At 65.3% G+C, this 18,521-nt stretch carries 14 protein-coding genes; 9 read left to right on the forward strand and 5 right to left on the reverse strand.

The features are described 5' to 3' along the window. Positions 1-204: 204 nt before the first annotated feature. Positions 205-5,106: an alpha-2-macroglobulin family protein gene (locus IRZ56_RS19110; RefSeq protein ID WP_196146372.1), complete on the forward strand. Its 4,902-nt coding sequence runs from the start codon at positions 205-207 to the stop codon at positions 5,104-5,106. Positions 5,107-5,196: 90 nt separating this feature from the next. Here the strand turns inward: IRZ56_RS19110 and IRZ56_RS19115 are convergent, their stop codons facing one another. Further along, positions 5,197-5,490, reverse strand: coding sequence for a hypothetical protein (locus tag IRZ56_RS19115; RefSeq protein WP_196146373.1), 294 nt, complete (start codon positions 5,488-5,490; stop codon positions 5,197-5,199). Between the two features lie 83 nt (positions 5,491-5,573). Here IRZ56_RS19115 and pbpC point away from each other — a divergent pair, with 83 nt between their 5' ends. Both pbpC and IRZ56_RS19125 read left to right on the forward strand, forming a co-directional pair. Next, entirely contained in the window at positions 5,574-7,922 is a 2,349-nt protein-coding gene (gene pbpC / locus IRZ56_RS19120; RefSeq protein ID WP_196146374.1) for a peptidoglycan glycosyltransferase PbpC, read from the forward strand. Between the two features lie 328 nt (positions 7,923-8,250). Then, positions 8,251-9,903 carry a ShlB/FhaC/HecB family hemolysin secretion/activation protein gene (locus IRZ56_RS19125; RefSeq protein ID WP_196146375.1) on the forward strand — a complete coding sequence of 551 codons (1,653 nt, stop codon included), beginning with the start codon at positions 8,251-8,253 and terminating at the stop codon, positions 9,901-9,903. Positions 9,904-9,916: 13 nt separating this feature from the next. On the opposite strand, the gene IRZ56_RS19130 is transcribed toward IRZ56_RS19125, so the two are convergent. The 4 genes from IRZ56_RS19130 to IRZ56_RS19145 form a co-directional block, all read right to left on the reverse strand. Further along, positions 9,917-10,330 (reverse strand): hypothetical protein, encoded by a 414-nt coding sequence (locus IRZ56_RS19130; RefSeq protein ID WP_196146376.1) that lies wholly within the window; start codon positions 10,328-10,330, stop codon positions 9,917-9,919. 86 nt (positions 10,331-10,416) lie between these two features. After that, a complete protein-coding gene (locus IRZ56_RS19135) occupies positions 10,417-11,055 on the reverse strand; it encodes an RICIN domain-containing protein (protein ID WP_196146377.1) in 639 nt (212 codons plus the stop codon). A gap of 115 nt (positions 11,056-11,170) precedes the next feature. Next, entirely contained in the window at positions 11,171-11,578 is a 408-nt protein-coding gene (locus IRZ56_RS19140; RefSeq protein ID WP_196146378.1) for a response regulator, read from the reverse strand. Positions 11,579-11,618: 40 nt separating this feature from the next. Beyond that, positions 11,619-11,810: a Flp family type IVb pilin gene (locus tag IRZ56_RS19145; RefSeq protein ID WP_196146379.1), complete on the reverse strand. Its 192-nt coding sequence runs from the start codon at positions 11,808-11,810 to the stop codon at positions 11,619-11,621. 297 nt (positions 11,811-12,107) lie between these two features. Between IRZ56_RS19145 and cpaB the strand changes: the two genes are divergently transcribed. The 6 genes from cpaB to IRZ56_RS19175 are packed head-to-tail and all read left to right on the forward strand — an operon-like array spanning position 12,108 to position 18,514. Then, entirely contained in the window at positions 12,108-13,046 is a 939-nt protein-coding gene (gene cpaB, locus IRZ56_RS19150) for a Flp pilus assembly protein CpaB (protein WP_196146380.1), read from the forward strand. Between the two features lie 18 nt (positions 13,047-13,064). Next, positions 13,065-14,309 (forward strand): type II and III secretion system protein family protein, encoded by a 1,245-nt coding sequence (locus IRZ56_RS19155; protein WP_196146381.1) that lies wholly within the window; start codon positions 13,065-13,067, stop codon positions 14,307-14,309. Next, the gene (locus tag IRZ56_RS19160) at positions 14,306-15,493 is read left to right on the forward strand and encodes a pilus assembly protein (protein ID WP_196146382.1); all 1,188 of its coding nucleotides are present in this window, start codon (positions 14,306-14,308) and stop codon (positions 15,491-15,493) included. Before IRZ56_RS19155 ends, IRZ56_RS19160 begins: the two co-directional genes overlap by 4 nt. Beyond that, positions 15,490-16,746 carry a CpaF family protein gene (locus IRZ56_RS19165; RefSeq protein WP_196146383.1) on the forward strand — a complete coding sequence of 419 codons (1,257 nt, stop codon included), beginning with the start codon at positions 15,490-15,492 and terminating at the stop codon, positions 16,744-16,746. The genes IRZ56_RS19160 and IRZ56_RS19165 overlap by 4 nt, the downstream gene beginning before the upstream one ends. Next, on the forward strand, positions 16,743-17,624 hold the full coding sequence (locus tag IRZ56_RS19170; protein ID WP_196146384.1) for a type II secretion system F family protein: 882 nt from the start codon (positions 16,743-16,745) through the stop codon (positions 17,622-17,624). The genes IRZ56_RS19165 and IRZ56_RS19170 overlap by 4 nt, the downstream gene beginning before the upstream one ends. Before the next feature lie 2 nt (positions 17,625-17,626). Next, a complete protein-coding gene (locus IRZ56_RS19175; protein ID WP_196146385.1) occupies positions 17,627-18,514 on the forward strand; it encodes a type II secretion system F family protein in 888 nt (295 codons plus the stop codon). Positions 18,515-18,521 lie beyond the last annotated feature (7 nt).

Genomic DNA, 18,521 nt, shown 5'->3' on the forward strand with positions numbered 1-18,521 from the left:
GCTCCCACAATTCCTGTAGGAGCCGGCTTGCCGGCGATGGGATGCGAAGCGGCCCCTTGCAAGCTCAAATGCGCCCATTGTACCGAGCAGGCGACCGATCGGCGCGAATCGCGTCCCATTAGCTGCGCATCGCCAGGTAAGCGACCAACCGTTGCGCTATAGTTGCCTCCCTCACGTACATGCTGCCGAAGAGTTCTCTCTCAAATGCTCAACAAAGGATTGTTGCTGGCCTGCGCGCTGGCGTTGCTCAGTGCCTGTGATTCCTCGTCGAAGGATGCCCCCGCACCCGCCGAGAAGCCGGCTGCGTCGGCCCCTGCCGAAGCCAAGGCGCCCAAGCGCGAAGACCCAGCGGTACTCGCCAAGCGCTACGCCGACCGCGAACTTACCGTGCTGGATGTCTCGGAAGTCCAGCTCGACGGCGCCGCCACCTTGTCGATCAGCTTCTCCGCGCCGCTGGACGCCGAGCAGGACTTCGCCGCCAAGGTGCACCTGGTCGACACGGTAAAAGGTAAGCTCGATGGTGCCTGGGAGCTTTCCGACAATCAGATGGAACTGCGCCTGCGTCACCTGGAGCCGCAGCGCAAGCTGGTGCTCACCGTCGACAAGGGCCTGCTGGCGGTCAATGGCAAACGCCTGGAGGCCGAGTCGGTCAGCCGCCTGGAAACCCGCGACATGCAACCGACCGTGGGCTTCGCCAGTCGCGGCTCGCTGTTGCCCACCCGCCTGGCCGAAGGTCTGCCGGTGATCGCCCTGAACGTCAATAAGGTCGATGTGGAGTTCTTCCGCATCAAGCCGGACATGCTCTCCAGTTTCCTGGTCAACTGGGGGCGCAACAGCAGCCTGTACTACTACCAGTCCAAGGAAACCCTGGACATGGCCGAGCTGGTCTACAGTGGCCGCTTCGACTTGAACCCGGCGCGCAACACCCGCGAGACCGTGTTGCTGCCGATTGCCGGCATCAAGCCGCTGCAGGAGCCGGGCGTGTACCTGGCGGTGATGCGTGCCTCGGGCACCTACGACTATTCGCAGCCGGCGACCCTGTTCACCCTCAGCGATATTGGCGTCTCCGCCCACCGCTACCGTGATCGCCTGGATGTGTTCGCCCAGGCCCTGGAGGGCGGCAAGGCACTCAAGGGCGTCAACCTTGCATTGCACGACGACAAGGGCAAGCTGCTGGCCCAGGCCGAAACGGACGGCCAGGGCCATGCGCAACTGCCGATCACCGCCAAGGGCGACACCCTGATCGCCACCCAGGGCGTGCACACGACGTTGCTGCGCCTGAACACCGCAGCCCTGGACCTGGCCGAGTTCGACATCACCGGCCCGCAAGCCAACCCGTTGCAGTTCTTCGTCTTCGGTCCGCGTGATTTGTATCGCCCGGGCGAGATCGTGCTGCTCAACGGCCTGTTGCGCGACCAGGACGGCAAGCCCGTCAAGGCCCAGCCGGTGACCGTGGAAGTGCGTCGGCCAGACGAGCAGGTCAGCCGCAAATTCGTCTGGGAGGCCGACCGCAACGGCCTATTCCAGTACCAGCTGCAACTGGCGAGCGAGGCTCCGACCGGTCGCTGGCAACTGCTGATGGACCTGGGCGGCGGGCGCAAGCAGGTGCATGAATTCCTGGTGGAAGACTTCCTGCCCGAGCGTCTGGCGCTGGAGCTCAAGGGCAGCAGCACGCCGCTCTCGCCCGAGCAGACCGCGCGCATCAAGGTCAACGGCCGCTACCTCTATGGCGCCCCGGCCGCCGGCAACCGTCTCAGTGGCCAGGCCTACCTGCGCCCGCTGCGCGAGGCGGTACCGGCGCTGCCGGGCTACCAGTTCGGCTCGGTCACCGAGACCGAACTCAGCCAGGACCTGGAGCTGGACGAGGTCACCCTCGACGACGCCGGCAAGGCCACCCTGGAAATCGAAAGCCGCTGGGCCGAGGCCCGTTCGCCGTTGCAACTGACCGTACAGGCCAGCCTGCAGGAGTCCGGTGGTCGGCCGATCACCCGGCGCCTGGAGCAGCCGATCTGGCCTGCCGAGCGCCTGCCGGGGCTGCGCGGTCTGTTCGAGGGTGAGGAAACCGACAGCGACGGCCCGGTGACATTCGAAGTGCTGGTGGCCGACCGCGAAGGCCACAAGCTGGCCGCCGACGACCTCAAGGTGCGCCTGGTGCGCGAGCGTCGCGACTATTACTGGAACTACTCCGAGAGCGATGGCTGGAGCTACAACTACAACGAAAAATTCCTCACCCAGAGCGAGGAAACGGTCAGCGTCCAGGCCGGCGCCACGGCCAAGCTGAATTTCCAAGTGGAGTGGGGGCCCTACCGTGTCGAGGTGGAGGACCCGCAGACCGGGCTGGTATCCAGCCAACGCTTCTGGGCCGGCTACCGCGCCCAGGACAACGCCGAGGGCGGCGCGGTGCGCCCGGACCAGGTCAAGCTGGCGCTGGACAAACCCTCCTACGCCGACGGCGCCACGGCCAAGGTCACGGTCACGCCACCGGCCGCAGGCAGCGGTTACCTGATGATCGAGTCCAGCGACGGCCCGTTGTGGTGGCAGGAGATCGAGGTGCCCGCCGAGGGCAAGACCTTCGATGTGCAGCTGGACGAGCAATGGGCACGCCATGACCTGTACATTAGCGCCCTGGTGATACGCCCCGGCGAGCGTAAGGCCAACGCCACGCCCAAGCGTGCCGTGGGTGTGCTGCACCTGCCGTTGGACCGTGCCGAGCGTAAGCTCGCCGTGACCCTGCAGGCGCCTGAGAAGATGCGACCCAAGCAGCCATTGACCGTGAAGTTCAAGGCGACCAACGCCGACGGCAGTGTGCCGAAGCAGGTGCATGTTCTGCTGTCGGCAGTGGACGTAGGTATCCTCAACATCACCGACTTCAAGACCCCGGACCCGTATGCCAGCCTGTTCGGCCGCAAGGCCTACGGCGCCGACCAGCTGGATATCTACGGCCAACTGATCGAGGCCGGCCAGGGCCGCCTGGCCAGCCTGGCCTTCGGTGGCGACGCGGCCATGGCCAAGGGCGGAAAGCGCCCCAACACCACGGTAACCATCGTTGCCCAGCAAAGCCTGCCGGTGACCTTGAACGAGCAGGGCGAGGGCGAGGCGAGCGTCGACATCCCTGACTTCAACGGCGAACTGCGGCTGATGGCTCAGGCCTGGACCGACGAGCACTTCGGCATGGCCGAAGGCAAGACCGTGGTCGCCGCGCCGTTGATCGCCGAGCTGTCGGCACCGCGTTTCCTGGCTGGTGGAGACCGCACCAGCCTGGCCCTGGACCTGGCCAACCTGTCTGGCCGTACCCAGCAACTGAACGTGCAGGTCAGCGCCTCCGGCCAATTGGCCCTGGCCGGCGAGGGGCAGCAGAACGTCAACCTGGCCGAGGGCCAGCGCAAGACCTTGATGATCCCGGTGCAGGCCCAAGGTGGCCTTGGTCAAGGCAAGGTGGTGGTGCGGGTCAACGGCCTGCAGTTGCCGGGCGAGCCGAGCAATGCCTTTGAGCGGGAATGGACCCTGGGCGTGCGCCCGGCGTACCCGGCGATGCTCAAGCATTATCGGGTCGCCTTGAAGGACCAGCCCTGGACCTTGCCGGAACATGAGCTGGCCGAGTTCGAGCCTGCGGGCCTGGAGGCCAGCCTGGTGCTCTCGAGCCGCCCACCGCTGAACCTGGCCGAGCAGATCCGCGCGCTCGAGGCCTACCCGTATGGCTGCCTGGAGCAGACCACCAGCGGCCTGTACCCGTCGCTCTATGCCGACGTCGAAAGCCTGAAGCGCCTGGGGATCAAGGGCGAGCCGGCCGAGGTGCGCAAGCGCAAGATCGAGATGGGTATCGAGCACCTGCTGGGCATGCAGCGCTATAACGGCAGCTTCGGCCTATGGAGTTCGGACAGCGAAGAGGAATACTGGCTTACCGCCTATGTCACCGACTTTCTGTCGCGCGCCCGCGAGCAAGGCTTCGGCGTGCCTGCCGAAGCGTTGAAGAAGGCCAACGAACGCCTGTTGCGCTACCTGCAGGAGCGCAACCTGATCGAGGTGGACTACAGCCAGAATGCCGACCACACTCGTTTCGCCGTACAGGCTTACGCGGGCTTGGTCCTGTCGCGCAACCAGCAGGCGCCGTTGGGCGCGTTGCGTAGCCTGTTCGAGCGCCGCAGCGACGCCCGCTCCGGCCTGCCGCTGGTGCAACTGGCAGTGGCGCTGGACAAGATGGGCGATAAGCCACGTGCCCAGCAGGCCCTGCAGGCGGGCCTGGGTATCGGCCGTGGCGAAGGCTGGCTGGCCGACTATGGCAGCGAGCTGCGTGACCAGGCGCTGATCCTGGCATTGCTGCAGGAGAACACGCTGGCCAGCAACCAGGTCGACCAGCGCCTGTTCGCCCTCTCGGATGAGTTGGCCGCCAACCGCTGGCTGTCGACCCAGGAGCGCAATGCCCTGTTCCTGGCGGGTCGCGGCTTGCTGGGCAAGCCGGAAGGCCAGTGGCAGGCGCGCCTGGACAGCGCCGGCGAGGTTCGCCAGTTCAATAATGCCGAGGCGGGCATGACGCTTACGGGGCCGCTGTTGAGGTCGCCGCTGACCGTGCAGAACCAAGGCAGCGAGACGCTCTACCAACAGCTGACGCTCTCCGGCTACCCACGCCAGGCACCGCCGGCGGGGGGCAACGGCATGCAGGTGCGCCGCGAGTACCTGGGCATGAACGGCCAGCCGCTGGATGTACGCAACCTGCGCAGTGGCGATCTGGTGTTGGTACACCTGGCGCTGAAGGCCGATACCCAGGTGCCGGATGCGTTGGTGGTGGACCTGTTGCCAGCTGGCCTCGAGCTGGAGAACCAGAACCTGGCCCAGAGCGCGGCCAGCCTGGAGAACGCCAGCAGTGCCGTGAAGGAATGGCGAGAGTCGATGCAGAACGCCAACCTGGTGCACCAGGAGTACCGCGACGACCGGTACGTGGCGGCGCTCAAGCTCGATGGCTATGGCACCAGCCACCTGTTGTACCTGGCCCGCGCGGTGACGCCGGGCACCTATCGTGTGCCGCCGCCGCAGGTGGAGTCGATGTACCGGCCGAACCTGCAGGCGGTTGGGGACGGTCAGGGAGAAATGGTGGTGCGCGGGCGTTAGTCCGCCGCAGCAACTTCGGTGCTGGTGAGATCGCGCGCCGCCCGCGCGGCGCTCGATTCCAAAGCCACCACCCGCCTCAAGACCTGAACGTCAGTGAACCACCCAGCTCAACACCCACAACCCCAGCAGCAACCAGACGATCCCGAGGATGACCGAGGCGCGCATGAAGGCGCGGATTGCCGAGTACAGCAGCATAAGGCCGACCACCAGGGCCAGGATGCTGACCAGCGAGGTGTCCATGCCCAGGGTGCGTGCCAGGCCATCGATGAAATTGCCCCCCGCATTGGCCAGCAGGTTGAACAGACCACTCAATGCGTCGACGATGAAACGGATCAACGAACCCAGTGCCTGGCCCAGCCACTCGAAAAAACCTTCTACATGCATAGTTGCTTCCTGATGATCGAATCGGCGTGGGTACCGTTCCCTAGCCTTTGGCCATTACCTGGCCCAGTCGGTTCCCGGTGCCCATGTTAGCCTGCCTGCCTACGCGTACCGCAAGGGCCCTGCGTGTTATCGCCATCGCTGGGCTGCTGGTGATGGGAGGCGTGTGGCTGGCCGACCGTCTGTGGCCATTGCCCATGCCGGACGATGACCTGGCACGGGTGGTGTTGGCCGAGGACGGCACGCCCTTGTGGCGCTTCGCCGATGCCGATGGCGTGTGGCGTTATCCGGTCAGCCCCGACGAGGTCTCGCCGCTGTACCTGGAGGCGCTGCTCACCTACGAGGACCGTTGGTTCTACAGCCACCCGGGGGTCAATCCGCTGGCCCTGGCACGAGCCGCCTGGCTGAACCTGCGAGGCGGGCGCGTGGTGTCCGGGGGCAGTACCTTGTCGATGCAGGTGGCGCGGTTGCTCGATCCACACGACCGCACCGTACCGGGCAAGCTGCGCCAACTGTGGCGCACGGCGCAGCTGGAATGGCACCTGTCCAAGCGCGAGATTCTCCAGCTTTACCTCAACCGCGCCCCCTTCGGTGGCACGCTGCAAGGCGTGGCAGCCGCCAGTTGGGCCTACCTCGGCAAGTCGCCCAGGCACCTCACGCCGGCCGAGGCGGCGCTGCTCGCGGTGCTGCCCCAGGCGCCCAGCCGCCTGCGCCCTGACCGGCACCCCGAGCGCGCCCAGCGGGCACGGGACAAGGTGCTGCAGCGCCTGGCCGACTACCAGGTCTGGCCGGCCCAGCGCATCCAGGAAGCACGGGAGGAGGCCTTGTTGCTGGCGCCGCGTCAGGAGCCTGCGCTGGCACCGTTGCTGGCCCGGCGTTTGAACACTGCCGACAGCCCGCCGCTCATTCGCACCACCCTCGATGCAGCATTGCAACGGCGCCTGGAAGACCTGCTGCTGGGCTGGCGCGCCCGCCTGCCGGAGCGCACCTCGGCAGCGGTGCTGGTGGTGGAGGCACAGACCATGGCGGTGCGCGCCTACCTGGGCTCGATCGACCTGAGCGATGCGCGTCGCTTCGGCCATGTCGACATGATCCATGCCCTGCGCTCGCCAGGCTCGACCCTCAAGCCGTTCCTCTACGCCATGGCCATGGACGATGGCCTGATCCACTCCGAGTCGCTGCTACAGGATGTGCCGCGCCGTTATGGCGACTACCGCCCCGGCAACTTCTCGATGGGCTTCAGCGGCCCGGTCTCGGCCAGCGCTGCCCTGGCCCTGTCGCTGAACCTGCCGGCGGTGCAGCTGCTGGAAGCCTACGGGCCGAAACGCTTTGCCGCGCAGATGCGCATGGGTGGCATGCCGCTGGTGCTGCCGCCGCTCGCCGAGCCGAACCTGTCGTTGATCCTGGGCGGAGCCGGCAGCCGCCTGGAGGACCTGGTCGGGGGCTATGCGGCTTTCGCCCGTGACGGCAAGAGTGCGCGGATCCGCTTGCAGCCGACGGACCCGCTGGTGGAGCGCAGGCTGCTCTCGCCCGGGGCGGCCTGGATCGTGCGGCGTATCCTCAGCGGCCAGGCCCGCCCGGACCGCGACCCCCATGCCGAGCTGGTGCAGCGTCCGCAACTGGCCTGGAAGACCGGTACCAGCTATGGCTTTCGCGATGCCTGGTCGGTGGGCGTCGGGCCGCGCTACCTGATCGGGGTATGGATCGGCCGCCCGGACGGCACGCCGGTGCCGGGGCAGTTCGGCCTGGCCTCGGCGGCGCCGTTGATGCTGCAGGTGCACGATCTGTTGAGCAACCGTGACAACCAGCGAGGCATCGGCGCTCCGGTGGCGCGGGTGCCGGCGAGTGTCGGCGTGGCGGCTGTGTGCTGGCCTCTGGGCCAGCCGATGAACCGACAAGACCCGAATTGCCGGCGCCAGCGCTTTGCATGGACTTTGGACGGGACCACGCCGCCGACGCTGCAGGCCGCCGACCAACCCCTGGGGCTGGGCCTGCGCGAGGCCATCTGGGTCAATGACCGGGGGTTGCGCGTGGATGCCGGATGCCCCGGTGCCAAGGCTCGGGACGTGGCGCTGTGGCCGGCGCCCCTGGAGCCTTGGTTGCCCCGCGTCGAACGGCGTGCCGCGCGCCTGCCTGCGGTAGATGACGCTTGCCCGCCGCAGACACCACCCCGTGCGCCACCCCTGTCGATCGTCGGCGTGCGGCCCGGCGATAACCTGCGCCGTCCGGCCACCAGCCGCGAGCCGTTGCAGCTGTATGTCTCTGCGCTGGGCGGCGGTGGGCAGCGCTGGTGGTTCCTCAATGGTCGGCCTCTGGGCGAAACCCGTGGCCAGGACAGCCTGCTGGTGCGTTTCGAGCAGGCCGGGCGCATCGAGCTCAGCGCCCTGGATGAAAGTGGCGAGACGGCGCGGGTGGAGTTTCAGGTCAGCGAGTGACCGGAACGCCCGGGGGCCATTTTGCAGCCCTTTCGCGGGACGAGCCCGCTCTCATAGGGTCCCTTGTGGGAGCCAACTGTCTTGAGTTGCTTGCCCCGGTCCTATCGCTGGCAAGCCAGCTCCCACAGGTACGGCGGTGTCTCTGAAAACAGCGCAGGCCTGGTGGGTGGGGCTTGTCCCGCGATTAGGCCGGACCCGATATCACCGTCGCCTGGCAAAGGCTTCGCCCTTGCCAGTCAAATGTTCGACGACCGTCATGCCAGCACCTAAGCTTGAGCCCGAGGGCGGTGTCGACGCGCCCCGTCTTCGTTGGATCACGGAGCGTTCCATGCGTTCTCTGGCCATCACCCTGCTGATGCTGTCCTTGACCTGCCGTGCCGGCCCTCTGCCGCCCGCCCTCGACGGCGACGCGGTCGCAGGCCGCCTGCCTGTGCCGAACCTGCCGGCGGATGCCTACCGCCCTGCCTTGTACGGTGTGCCGGTGCCGACACAGGCCAGCCAGCAGCACGGCCTCATGACCTTGAACGCGCCGATACCCGTGCACAAGGTGCGCTTCGAAGGCGGTACCGTGTACCTGCTGAGCGAACTGCGCGAGCATTACCAGCCGCTGGTGGGGCGAGAGGTGACGTTGACCGAACTGCTGGCGGTGACCGAGCGCCTGACCCAGCGCTACCGGCAGGACGGCTACATTCTCTCCCGCGCCTACCTGCCCTCTCAGGACTTTGCCGATGGCCGTGTGCAGGTGGTGCTGGTGGAGGGTTACATCAGTGATTACCAGTTGCAGGGCGACCTCGGCCCCGCAGCGGCGTACGTGGAGCGTTTGCTGGGCAAGCTCACGGCAGAGCGGCCGCTGACGCGCGAATCCTTCGAGCGTTACCTCGGCCTGATCGATCGCATGCCAGGGGTGAGTGCCGAGGCCGAGCTGGCCCCAGGCACGGGGCGTGAAGGGGCCATGCGCCTGGTATTGCGGGTATCACGCAAAGCGTTTGCCGGCCAATTGACGATGACCGATGGCAGCCGCGAATCGGCCCAGGCCTTTGCAGGCATCGCCAGCCATGCCCAGACCCGCTTCGCCGAGCAAATGGCGGCGCGTGTGTCGTGGCCGCCGGGCGATGGCAAGGCACGCTTCTACCGGCTCGACTACAGCCAGTACCTGGACGACGAAGGCAGCCGGTTGCTGCTCTGGGCTTCGCGCTATCGCAGCGAGCCGCGTACCTATATGCGCCTCGCCCATGGCGGTGATGTGCGCCAACGCTGGGAGAACGAGCGTTTCGGCATCGGCATCAGCCAGGCCTTGATCGCCAAGCCCGGGGAGTGGCTGGATGTGGTCGGGCGTTTCTATACGGCGACCGATCATGTCGGCTACCGAGCGCGTTTGGACGACCGCGACACCTACGCCCGGGTCGTGTCTTTCGAAGGCGACTGGCGCAAGGTGGATGCCGGTCGGCTACGCATCGTCAGCGCGGGCGTGTATCAAGGTCTGGATCAGCTGGGCGCGCGCAGCGACAGTGATCGCGATGTGGATTTCCTGCGCCTGCGACTGGGTGCGTTGCAGAGCGATTCCTTCCTGGGCAATTGGCAGGGGGTGGCCTCGGCGGCTTTTTACTGGAGTGCGAACGACTTGCCTGACAGCGAGCGCGTGCTGTTCGGCGGCCAGCATTTTGGGCGGGGATACCCCGCCGATCAGGCGTCGGGCGACAAAGGATGGGGGATGGCGTATGAGCTGAACCGCAGCTTTCACCCCGGCTCCCGACGGGCGCGGCTGGTGCAGCCATATGTTGTGCTCGATGCCGCCCGGGCCTGGTCCAATGGCCTCGATACGGAAGATGCGCGCATGGCGTCCGTTGCCGTGGGCCTGCGCCTGGGGGATGGGCAGGGTTCCAATCTTGCCCTGGAGATGGCCAAGCCGCTGGCGGATGTGGCACTGGACAATCGGGGGCGAGAACCGCGCTTGACCATCCGTTTTGCTTTTGCGCTATGAGCCTGGTGGCATTTCAAGCGAGCCTGCCCTGGCAGACCTCCAGTGACTCGCTTCTTGCCCGCTCGACTTGAACCGTGCTGCGCAGGGCGTGTTGGCGGTCGTCTGCGCCTATCAATTCCCCCAGTTCTTGCGATGAGTAATGGCCACTGCCGCACTCACGAGCCTGGATTTCATTGCCATTGAATGAAGAGAAAAGACAGACATCGCCTGGCAAGGGACGATCAGTGCTGTTTCGATCTGTGTCCTTCCTTGCCGCGACTTCCCGTTTCCGGGCGTTCGCAGCGTCGCTGGACGGGAGGTCCTGACGAGTGTCCAGGCCTTTTTCTTCCCGCTGGGTTGTGGAAAAGTCGTTGTCGATGGACAGGTAATTGAATAAATAGGGAAAAGCGGCGACCAGCGAAATGCTGAGATAACCCATTGATTTCATCGTGTGAATCCTTCAATAAAAGCATGAGTCAGTGAGCGTACGTGGTCGCTACGGAGGCGTTAACTCCTATATCTTTCAGGGCGCTATTACGTTGCGTCGGATATCGTGACTACGGCACCTTCGCCGCCGAACAGGGCGTTGCGGATTCTTTCTGTCGGCTGCTCGGACGTGCCGGTGAAATGGGTATTGAGCAACAGTACGTTAACGACGCCCTTCATGTTTCGCTTTGGCGCAACATAATGGGGGACCTTCCAATTGCCCACGGCTCCTGCCGGGTCGTTGAGCGTCAGGTTGCCATCTTCGTCCACGGAAAGTTGACCGTTACGGCCATAGTCATTCTGTACTTTGCTGGTGATGGTGAATGTCTCGTTTGGCTTGGGGGTCATGCGCCATAGCGTTTGAGAGGTATAGGTGCCGCTGTTGCATCGGCGCATGTCCACACGTGACCCATTGGTAGTGCTGAACAGGCAGATATCATCGGGCAGGGTGCTGTTCTTGAGGGTGCTGAAAACACCGGAGTTTTGCATGACCCATTGCTGGGTCGGCGAGGTGTCACAGCGATTGAATATGACTTTCGTTTTGTCGGACGCCAGGTCCATGCACTGGTCCTCGCCGACTTTGTTGTTGATGACCGTGCTGATCGTCACCGTCATGTCTTTGGCCAAGACAGCCGTGCTAGATAGACAGAGGGTGAGTAAAACGCCGAGGTAATGCCAATGTTTCATTGTTGCTTTCCTTTGCAAAAAAATGAGCAAAGGAGGGTAATGGCGGAGGCTGGAGGGTTTTAACTCACGTATCTGTCAGGTGTCGTTGGCCAAAGCGCTGATTGACATCATGGCTTCAGCCCGCCACCAACATCCGCGGCTTTGGGAACAGGTTGTCCAAGGTTTCCAGCAAGCGCGCGTGGTAGATCGGCTTGCGGAACAGGTCCAGCACCTGCAGGCGCAGCAAGTCGCTGATGTCATCCATGTCGGCGTGGCCGGACATGACGATCACCGGCAAATGCTGCCGGGCGGTGTGGTCGCGCAGGCGTTTGATCAGGCCGATGCCACTCTCCTCGGGCATGCGCAGGTCGGTGATGACCAGCGCCATGTCCGGGTGGCGGGTGAGCTGGAGTAGGGCGCCCTTGACCGAGCTGGCGGTATGGCAGATGAAGCCTTCGTTTTCCAGCAGTTCGGCGAGTTCGAGTAGCGCCTCTTCCTCGTCGTCTACCAGGAGGATCTGTTGACGTGAGGAAGAGGTTGGCATGGTGAATTTCCCATCAGCGGATCAAAAAGTCATAAATGGATTAACTAGCCGGCGGAACTACCAAAGCATCTTTAATCTCAGTCATTATGTTTGTGACGCTTTCTGAAATCCCCGGAACAAAGCCAGCCAGAACAACAGCGACCATTGCAGCGATTACAGCATATTCGATACCAGACGCTCCATCCTTGCGTTGCAGGAAGACTTTGCAGTGGACAAACAGTTTCAGCAGCATGGCACAACTCCTTGCGCGATCAAGCGCCGGTAGCGGGGGATTCGCCTGAGTGATACCCCTTTGCCATCACAGAATCGCCAACCCATGAAAACCTGCAAATGTAAGAAGGTATTAATCCTAAAGTATTGATTTGAAACAGGAGCGCTAAGCTGCTGTTTTGCCTATGCGTCAATTTTATGTCCCGAAATAGTGGTCTGAAAAAATGGCGAAACAGACGCCCTCGGCTACCTTCCATTAGCAAGATGGTTACTTTTTGCCATCATTGTTCTCGGCAGTGGGTGCAAGGGGTTAGCGGATATGAGTAGTCGCTTGACCATGGTTCTCGCCGGCGTGTTTCTGGTCGCGGCGATCCTGGCCGGATACTGGGGCCTTGTGCTCAGCCGTCCTCCAGCGCCTATTGCGCAACCGGCCCCCGCGCAGGCACAAGGGACGGTGCCTGTCGCCGCACCGGTACCGGCCAAGGTCGAAGAACCCGCTCGTTCGCAGATCGTCGTGGTACGCCGCGACATCCCCGCCAATACGCCCCTGACCGCAGACGACCTGCTGCTCGAGCGCCTGCAGGTGGTGCCCGCCGGTGCTTTCCAACGTATCGAACAGGCCGTGGGGCGTAGTAGCAGCCGCCCTCTGGCTGCAGGCAGTTGGCTCGATGAATACAGCTTCCAGGCCGGTGGGCCGTTGGCGCGGATGATCCGCCGCCACGAGCGTGCGGTGGCCGTGGCGGTCGACGATGTGGCCGGTGCCGCCGGGCAGGTGCGCCCGGGCGACTATGTGGATGTGCTGCTGTTCCTGCGTGAAGAGAACAACAACCCGCAATCCTCCGCCCAGGTCGTGCTTCCGGCCCTGCGGGTGCTCAGTGTCGGCGAACAGACGGGGCTGGCCAACGATGGCCGCCCGGCGCAGACCGCCGACGAGCAGAAGGCGCAGCGCAGCCAGATGGGTGTCGCCACCAAGACCGTGGTCCTGGCCGTGCCGCAGGCCCTGGCCAGCCGCCTTATGCTGGCGGCCCAGGCCGGTACCTTGCGCCTGGCGGTGCGCAGTGCCGACGAGCAGTTGCTGGCGCGCTACTGGTCCGATCCGCAGGGCGCTGCCCAGGTGGAAAACGCCAACCGCGAACTCTATCGCTTCAGCCAGTTGTCCCAGGTACCCATCGCCAAGGCGGTGGTGCCCGGCAACAGTGCGCCCGGCATGCAGATCATCCGCGGCGCCCAGGCCGATGACACTCCCAAGACTCCGTGACCCAGCAAGGACGCCGCCATGCGTAGTATCGAGCGGATACTCAGACAGTTGTGCCAGGCCCTGCCGTTGATACTGGCAGTGCCCCTTGCCCAGGCGGCCGCCAATGGCTGCTCGGCGTTCGGCGAGTTGCCGTCGGTGATCGAGATGGACCAGGGCCTGCAGCAGGAGCTGCGCCTGCCGGTGACCATCACCCGGGTAGCGATAGGCGAGCCCAAGGTCGCAGACGTCCAGGCCAGCGGCGAGCGTGCCGTGCTGTTGACTGCGGTGGGGCCGGGCAACACTAGCCTGATGCTGTGGACCGCCTGCGCCCCGCAGCCTCACCGGGCCATGTTGTTCGTCAAAGGCAGAGCCAGCGCGGATATGGCCGAAGGCGCGCTGCTGCCGTCCCAGGACGAGCAGTTGCCCAGCCAGGTGCAGGCCGATATCCGCTTCGTCGAAGTGCAGCGCGTCAAGTACAAGGAGGCCGGGGCGCGGCTGTTCTTCAAGGGGTCCAACAACAGCCTGATCGGATCGCCTGGCACCGTGCCGGTCACCGGGGTGAGCCCGGGCGAAGTGCCGATCAACCGCCCGGTGATCCCGCTCGACAACAACGTGTTCAACATCGTCTGGGGCGGTGGCAGCAGCCGCTTCCTGGCCGCGATCAACGCCCTGGAGAACAGCGGCTTCGCCTACACCCTGGCGCGCCCCAGCCTGACCGTGCTCAGCGGCCTGACCGCAAGCTTCCTGGCCGGCGGTGAAATTCCCATCCCGGTGCCCAGCAGCGGCAGCGACAACGTCTCGATCGAATACAAGGAATTCGGCGTGCGTCTGGCATTGACCCCCACGGTGGTCAGCCGCGACCGCATCACCCTGAAGGTGGCACCGGAAGTCAGCGAACTGGATTACACCAACGCCGTGAACATCGCCGGCACCCTGGTACCGGGCCTGAAGGTGCGGCGCACCGACACCAGCATTTCCCTGGCCGATGGCGAGAGCTTCATCATCAGCGGCCTGGTCAGCAGCAACACGCGTTCGGCCGTGGACAAGCTGCCCGGCCTTGGCAACCTGCCGATTCTCGGCGCGTTCTTCCGCCAGTCGACGCTCAACCGAGAAGACACCGAGCTCTTGATGATCGTCACCCCGCACCTGGTCCAGCCGCTGGCCGCCAATGCGCGCCTGCCGGAGCTGCCGGGCGAGCGTCTGCGCACCTACGACCCCAGCTGGGGCCAGCTGTTCTTCCTGGAAAACGGCAATTTCGAAGGCCGTAGCGGGTTATCGCGATGAACGAGCTGAACCAGACCTACCTGGCCATTACCCGCAACGAAGAAGACCTGCAGTGGCTGCAAGGTGCCCTGACCCCGCTGGGCCAGGTGATCGGTGCCAACAGCGGCAGCCTCGACGAGCTGCTGGCACTGGTCGACGTGACCTTCAGCAACCTGATGTTCATCGGCCTGGACCGCGAGCAGCTGGTCAACCAGTGCGCCTTGATCGAAGGTGTGCTGGAGGCCAAGCCGATGCTGGCGATCGTCGCACTGGGCGATGGCATGGACAACCAGTTGGTGCTGCATGCCATGCGCGCTGGCGCCCGCGACTTCGTGGCCTACGGCTCGCGTGCCAGCGAAGTGGCCGGGTTGGTACGCCGGCTTGGCAAGCGCCTGCCGGCGGTGGCCAGCAACCCCAACCTGGGCGGCCTCACGGTGCTCTATGGCGCCCAGCCTGGTGCCGACGGTGCGCTGCTCACCTCCCACCTGGCGCGGGTGGTGCAGGAAAGCGGGCAGCAGACCCTGTTGCTCGACCTCGGCCTGCCGCGCGGCGACAGCCTGGCTTTGCTCGGGATGGAGGAGTCGTTCTACTTCGGCGATGCCCTGCGCCACCTGCGCAGGCTCGACGCCACCTTGATCGACAGCGCGTTCGCCCGTGACAAGGGCGGCCTGCGCATCCTAGCCTACGCCGACAGCGACGATCCGCTGCAACAGACCAGCGCGGCCGAGCTGTACATGTTGCTCAGCGCCTTGCGCCAGCACTTCCAGCACATCGTGATCAACCTCACCGGGCAAGCCGACAGCGAAGCCTTGCGCACCATCGTCAGCCATTGCGACAAGCTGATCGTCTACACCGACCAGAACATCCTCGACTGCCGCCGCACCTTGGACGTGCTCGAGCAATGGCGCGATCGCGGTATCAAGCTAGAACACGCGGTGCTGCTGGTGGATCGCTACCTGCGCAATGTGGCGCCCGACGCCGATGCCCTGGCCAAGCGCTATGGCCTGGCGCTGCTCAAGGCGTTGCCCTACAGCCCCGAAGTGCGCCTGAACGCCAAGAACCAGGGCTTGAGCCTGTTCGAGCTGGCTCCGCGCGAGAGCCTGACCCAGGCCCTGCGAGGCCTGGGCGAGCGCCTGGCACGGCGTTCCGAGAAGCTCCCGACACCGACCTTCACCTGGCTGCGCCGGCTGTGGGGTAGCAAATGAGCGCCGACGAACCCTTTGGCGGCCCACGCCATGCCACGGCCGACCCTCAGGCGCTCAAGCGAGCCCTGCACCGTTTCGTCATCGACGCCATGGAGGACAGCGGCCGCAACCTGCTCGAAGGCGCACGGCCGGCGCTGACCCAGTTCGTCATGGAACAGGTGGGCGACTACATCGCGCGCCTGCACCTGGCCCTGTCGCGCTACGAGACCGAGCGCCTGGCCGAGGAACTGGTGGACGAGCTCACCGGCTTCGGCCCGTTGGAGGTGTTGCTGCGCGATCCCAGCGTCACCGAGATCCTGGTCAACGGCCCGCACCGGGTATTCGTCGAGCGGGGCGGGCTGCTGCAGCGCACTGACCTGCGCTTCATCGATGCGCACCATGTGGAGCGGGTGATGCAACGCATCCTCGCACCGCTCGGTCGGCGCCTGGACGAGTCTTCGCCGATGGTCGACGCGCGCCTGCCCGATGGCAGCCGGGTCAATGCGATCATCCCGCCGGTGGCGCTGGACGGGCCCTGCCTGTCGATCCGCAAGTTCCGCCAGGACATGCTCAAGAGTGCCGACCTGCTGGCTACGCGGGCCATCGACCAGGCGATATTCGATTTCTTCGAAAATGCCGTGGGGCGCCGTTGCAACATCCTGGTCAGCGGCGGCACCGGCACCGGCAAAACCACGCTGCTCAACATCCTCAGCCAGATGATCGCGCCCCATGAGCGTCTGGTGACCATCGAGGACGTGGCCGAACTGCAACTGCATCACCCCCATGTGGTGCGACTGGAAACCCGTCCACCGAATGCCGAGGGGCATGGCGAGATCAAGGCCAGCGAGCTGATCCGCAACGCGTTGCGTATGCGCCCGGACCGCATCCTGCTCGGCGAGATCCGCGGCGCCGAGGTGCTCGATGTGCTCACCGCGATGAACACCGGGCACGACGGGTCGATGAGTACGGTGCACGCCAACACCGCCCAGGATGCCTTGCTGCGCCTGGAGACCCTGGTGGGCCTGACCGGGCGGCAGATCGCCGAGAAGACCCTGCGGCAGATGATCTGCGCGGCGCTCGACGTGGTGATTCAGCTGACCCGCCTGGCCGATGGGCGCCGCTGTGTCAGCGAAGTGCTCGAGGTCGTCGGGGTGCGCGATGACGTGTATGTCACCAACACCTTGTTCCGCCTTGACCGACGCGGCGGCGACAGTTTCCTGCGCGAGGCGCCGAACCCGGCGGGCGCCAAGCTGCGCAACGAGGGCCTGTTGTGATGGGCCCGCTGTTGCTGGGGTTGTCGCCGCTGCTGCTGGGCATCGCCTTGCTGCTGTGGCGCCTGGGCCTGCACAAGCGTGGCGAGGAGCGCATCCTCCAGCGCCTGGGGCGTGCCTACCAGGCGGTGCGCACGGGTAACGCCCGGCGCGATTGGCTCGACCCGCTGTTGCAACGGGCGGGGCTGGCCCCGGGCGAGCTCAGCCTGCGTCCATGGCTGCTCGGCTGGCTGGTGGTGGTCGCACTGGCCGCATGGCTGGCCGGCTGGGTCGCGGCGCTGATGCTGCTGGTGGGGCTGCCGCTGCTTGGCTACCTCTACCTGAGCCTGCGCTATCGCCGCCGGGTGGCGCAGATCATCACCCAGTTACCTGGCTTGCTGGACTACAGCGTGCGCAGCCTCAAGGCCGGGCGTACCTTGAGCGACGCGGTGCTCGGTGGCATCGACGGCACCCGCGAGCCTTTGCGTTCGGCCATGGGCCGGGTGCGGCGCAATGTACAGCTGGGCGTGCCCCTGGAAGAGGCGGTGAGCGAACTGGCAGAGTTGTACGAGCAGGACGAGCTGCGCCTGTTCGCCCTGGGGCTGCGCATCAACCAGCACTATGGCGGTAACGCCAGCGAGCTGCTGGAGAACCTGATCAAGCTGATTCGCGAACGTGAACAGGGGGCGCGTCAGCTCAAGGCCATGACCGGTGAGACACGGGTCACGGCATGGATTCTCGGCGCACTGCCGCTGGCGATGGTCGGCTACTTCCTGTTGGGCAATCCGGGCTACCTGCTGGCCATGTGGCGCGACAGCCATGGGCAGATGATGTTGTTGTTCGCCTTCGTGTTGCAGGCGGTCGGTTGCCTGGTGCTCTGGCGCATGATGAGGAGCCTGTGACCATGGCCTTGCTGCTCTGTGCCTTGTGCCTGTTCGCGGCGTCCGTTCTGTTTGGCGTCCAGGCCCTGCGCCAGTTGCGTGCAAGGCAGCTGGTCGCCCGCCGCCTGCAGGGGCGGTTGGTGCGTGAGGAACGCCTTGGGGACTGGCTGCATTGGTTGGGCAGTACCTCGCTGGGCCAGCGTCTGCAGCAGCTCGATGGCGAAACCCAGGCCCTGCTGGACCGGCTGGGCTGGCGCCGCAGCCGCCAGCGAGCCTTGTTCGCCGCCCTGCAATTGGGGCTGCCGGTGGTGGCGGTGGCCTTGGCGCTGTTGCTGCAGCATGGCCTTGCCGGCGGCCGTGTCGGTTACTGGCTGGTTCTGCCCTTGTGTGCCCTGTGCATCGGCTACCTGTTGCCCAAGCGTGTATTGGCGGTGGCGGCGTTGCGGCGCCAGCAGCGCATCGCCCTGGAGGTGAGCCTGTTGATTCCGCTGTTGCGCATCCTGTTCGAGACTGGCCTTGCGGTGGAGCAGGCGCTGCGAGTGCTCAGCCATGAGGGCCGCACCCTGGTGCCGGAGATCAGCGAGGAGCTGCGTCTGGTCCTGCAACGGGTGGACTCGGGCCTGGCTTTGGGCCCGGAGCTGGAAAAGACCGCCCAGCTTCTGGCGGTGGACGAGCTCATCGACACCTGCGTGATCCTGCGCCAGTTGCTGGTGCAGGGCAGCGGCGCGATGAAGTCGCTGCAGGCGCTCAAAGCCCTGCTCGACGACCGGCGCCTGACCCGCCTGCAGGAACGGGTCTCGAAGATGTCGGCGAAGATGTCGGCCGTGATGATGATGTTCTTGTTCCCGGCCTTGCTCATTGTCCTGGCCGGGCCGGGGTTCACCGCACTGACGCGGGCCTTGGCGTCCTGAGGGGAGG

This window comes from Pseudomonas guariconensis, assembly GCF_015680235.1.
In the GTDB taxonomy this organism is placed as follows: domain Bacteria; phylum Pseudomonadota; class Gammaproteobacteria; order Pseudomonadales; family Pseudomonadaceae; genus Aquipseudomonas; species Aquipseudomonas guariconensis_A.